Origin of the sequence: Methylobacter svalbardensis (assembly GCF_037671525.1) — a bacterium.
GTDB lineage: Bacteria > Pseudomonadota > Gammaproteobacteria > Methylococcales > Methylomonadaceae > Methylobacter_A > Methylobacter_A svalbardensis.
In genome coordinates, this window is the sequence record NZ_JAWPOH010000146.1 from 1 (window position 1) to 2,454 (window position 2,454).

Consider the following 2,454-nt stretch of genomic DNA (forward strand, 5'->3'; position numbering starts at 1 on the left):
ACCATCAAGGTAGGTGACATCTAATTGGCGTAGGCTATGGTCGCTCAGTTTCATAGAAAGGTTGTGTCAGAAATTTAGTCAGCAGTATGCTTGAATTAGCGTCAGTTTGCGAGAGGGGGGTGAACGCTTACCTGGCAACTAAGTTCACTATAATCTGGTATCAGAAAACAGTGCCTGATTCAAAGCGTCTTATTGAGTATACAATTCAAGACGCTTTTTGCTCAACGATAGAATGCGCCCTCGACATGTCTTATTTTATGTCTTATAATTAAGTCTTAGAAAGTCTAAGATAAAATAAAACATAGTGAGCGGTAAAATCATGGCTAAAATTGGATATGCAAGAGTTTCATCTACCGGACAAAGTTTAGACGTTCAACTGTCAAAACTTATCGCTTCCGGATGCAAAGAAGCTGATGGGCAAATTTTCCAAGAAAAAAAGAGTGGTACCAATACCAACAATCGACCTCAACTGCAAGAGTGTCTACGTCATGTTCGTAAGGGCGATACGCTGGTTATTACCAAACTTGATCGGCTGGCCAGGTCAACACTCGATCTGGCGAAAATAGCAGATGACCTCGAAAAAAAAAGTGTTGAGCTTATTGTCTTAGACCAAGCTATTGACACCTCAACGCCTACCGGCAAACTTCTGTTCTCTATGTTGGGTGCAATTGCAGAATTTGAAAATGCTATTCGTGCTGAGCGGCAAGCTGATGGAATTACCAAGGCAAAGAGCAATGGTGTTCAGTTTGGAGCTAAAGCCAAGCTATCAGAACAAGCGTTATCAGAAATGAAACAGAAACGTGCTGATGGCGTTTTAATAAAAAATTTAATGTCTGAATACGCTATAAGTAAAGCCTCAGTCTACCGGCTTCTATCCGAAGGCCAAAGATGTCGTGCCCCGCGTGGTCGCGTGGATTGAAACATCTGTAAACTCATTATCAAATTCGGCGACCGTTGCGTTTCAAACCCCTCAAAGTAGATTATCAAAATCTTGACGACTGAATATGCTGATTATTTCTACAGTATTATCTACAACACGATAAAAAATGCTATCAACCCGGCAGACGCTACGCCTATATCCTTTTCGGATATGATCTATAGCCTGAAATAAATACGGATTTTCTGCTATTTGTTCAAAATGCCTAGATAGTGCGTCATAATACAAATCTGCTTGAGCTTCCCCGAATTTCTTAACGCCATACCTATATATACGCCGCAAATCATCCTTGGCATCTTCCGTTAATTTATAATTCCCCATTACGCCTCAATTCCTCCTTGAATTCTGCTCTAATCTCCTCTGTGGTCTGGGTTATAAATCCGCTATTTTCTGATTTAATCAACCTAGCACGGATTATTTCTATTTCATCTTGATGTGCCCGTGCTTTGCGTATTAGGTCATTTACAATTTCGCTTTTGCTGTTGTATTCCTCGTTTTTAATCAACGAATTTAACCAATTATCGTTTGGTGCAGTAAAAGAAATGCTTTGCCTTGTCATTGCCGACCCTCCTAATGTGGTGTGATTACGATTCTTTTTTACACCATAAATGCACCATACGCAAGAGAGTAAAGTTTTCTGCTTGTGCCATAAATCAAGATATTTGGCACAAACTTTCACCGCTGATAAATCAACCTATTGGCTGTGTCATAAATTAGGAGCAAATAGGGGGCCTATGGAAGAACCCCCAAAAGTGTTCGTTCTAAGCTATGTAGAAGTTACGCATTGACCGCACATCGTACTTCACTTTCGGACGGAATTTGCCCATGTCACGCGTTTTTGCATACTGTCGAGTTTCGACTATAGACCAAGCTACCCAGAATCAGAGTATAGAAATCAAAGCGGCAGGATTCGCTATCCAATAACAGCAGCTTATTGAAGAAAGTATCAGCGGGTCAGTGGCGGCAAAAGAGCGTCCAGGTTTTACTAAATTGATTGACCGGATGGAATCCGGCGATATTCTGGTCGTGACAAAACTTGACCGGCTTGGACGTAATGCCTTATGCCAAGGACATTGACTATCTGCCTGCCAGAGGCTTGCAACAATCACAAATGGCGTCGTTGCTGATGTGTGACTGGTCCTTGCGGCACGGGCAAAACCTATATCGCCTGCGCACTCGGTCATCAAACCTGTCTGAAAGGCTGCAGCGTAAAATATTACCGGCTTCCGCGCCTGGTTCTCGCATTGACACAAGCCAAGGCCGATGGCAGCTACAGTAAATTGCTAAAAGCCATCGCCAGTCTGGATGTGCTAATTATTGATGATTGGGGTCTGGAGCCTTTGAATGGTGCCACCCGAAATGACTTGATGGAAATTATGGATGATCGCTATATAGTGGACCCCGAATTCCGGACAATAGTTTAAGCTATGCTCTGTCGAAAAATGAGAAGCAGGAAATGAGCGAAAGCAAACGGAAGATTTTTACAGGGGCTCAAAAAGCCAAAATTGCATTGGAAG

At 42.4% G+C, this 2,454-nt stretch carries 5 protein-coding genes; 3 read left to right on the forward strand and 2 right to left on the reverse strand.

The annotated features are described in order from the left end of the window. Positions 1 to 304: 304 nt before the first annotated feature. A complete protein-coding gene (locus RW114_RS20380) occupies positions 305 to 919 on the forward strand; it encodes a recombinase family protein (RefSeq protein WP_340124560.1) in 615 nt (204 codons plus the stop codon). Between the two features lie 51 nt (positions 920 to 970). Here RW114_RS20380 and RW114_RS20385 read toward each other — a convergent pair whose 3' ends face one another. Next, positions 971 to 1,258, reverse strand: coding sequence for a type II toxin-antitoxin system RelE/ParE family toxin (locus RW114_RS20385; RefSeq protein WP_340124561.1), 288 nt, complete (start codon positions 1,256 to 1,258; stop codon positions 971 to 973). Beyond that, on the reverse strand, positions 1,245 to 1,496 hold the full coding sequence (locus tag RW114_RS20390) for a ribbon-helix-helix domain-containing protein (protein ID WP_340124562.1): 252 nt from the start codon (positions 1,494 to 1,496) through the stop codon (positions 1,245 to 1,247). The genes RW114_RS20385 and RW114_RS20390 overlap by 14 nt, the downstream gene beginning before the upstream one ends. Before the next feature lie 386 nt (positions 1,497 to 1,882). Between RW114_RS20390 and RW114_RS20395 the strand changes: the two genes are divergently transcribed. Next, the gene (locus RW114_RS20395; protein ID WP_340124564.1) at positions 1,883 to 2,014 is read left to right on the forward strand and encodes a recombinase family protein; all 132 of its coding nucleotides are present in this window, start codon (positions 1,883 to 1,885) and stop codon (positions 2,012 to 2,014) included. 53 nt (positions 2,015 to 2,067) lie between these two features. Continuing rightward, complete coding sequence (locus RW114_RS20400) at positions 2,068 to 2,361, forward strand: ATP-binding protein (RefSeq protein WP_340124563.1); 294 nt, start codon at positions 2,068 to 2,070, stop codon at positions 2,359 to 2,361. Positions 2,362 to 2,454 lie beyond the last annotated feature (93 nt).

Coding starts and splice junctions, on each gene's coding strand:
- RW114_RS20385 (WP_340124561.1), bottom strand. CDS start 1,258: ATGGGGAATTATAAATTAACGGAAGATGCCAAGGATGATTTGCGGCGT.
- RW114_RS20390 (WP_340124562.1), bottom strand. CDS start 1,496: ATGACAAGGCAAAGCATTTCTTTTACTGCACCAAACGATAATTGGTTA.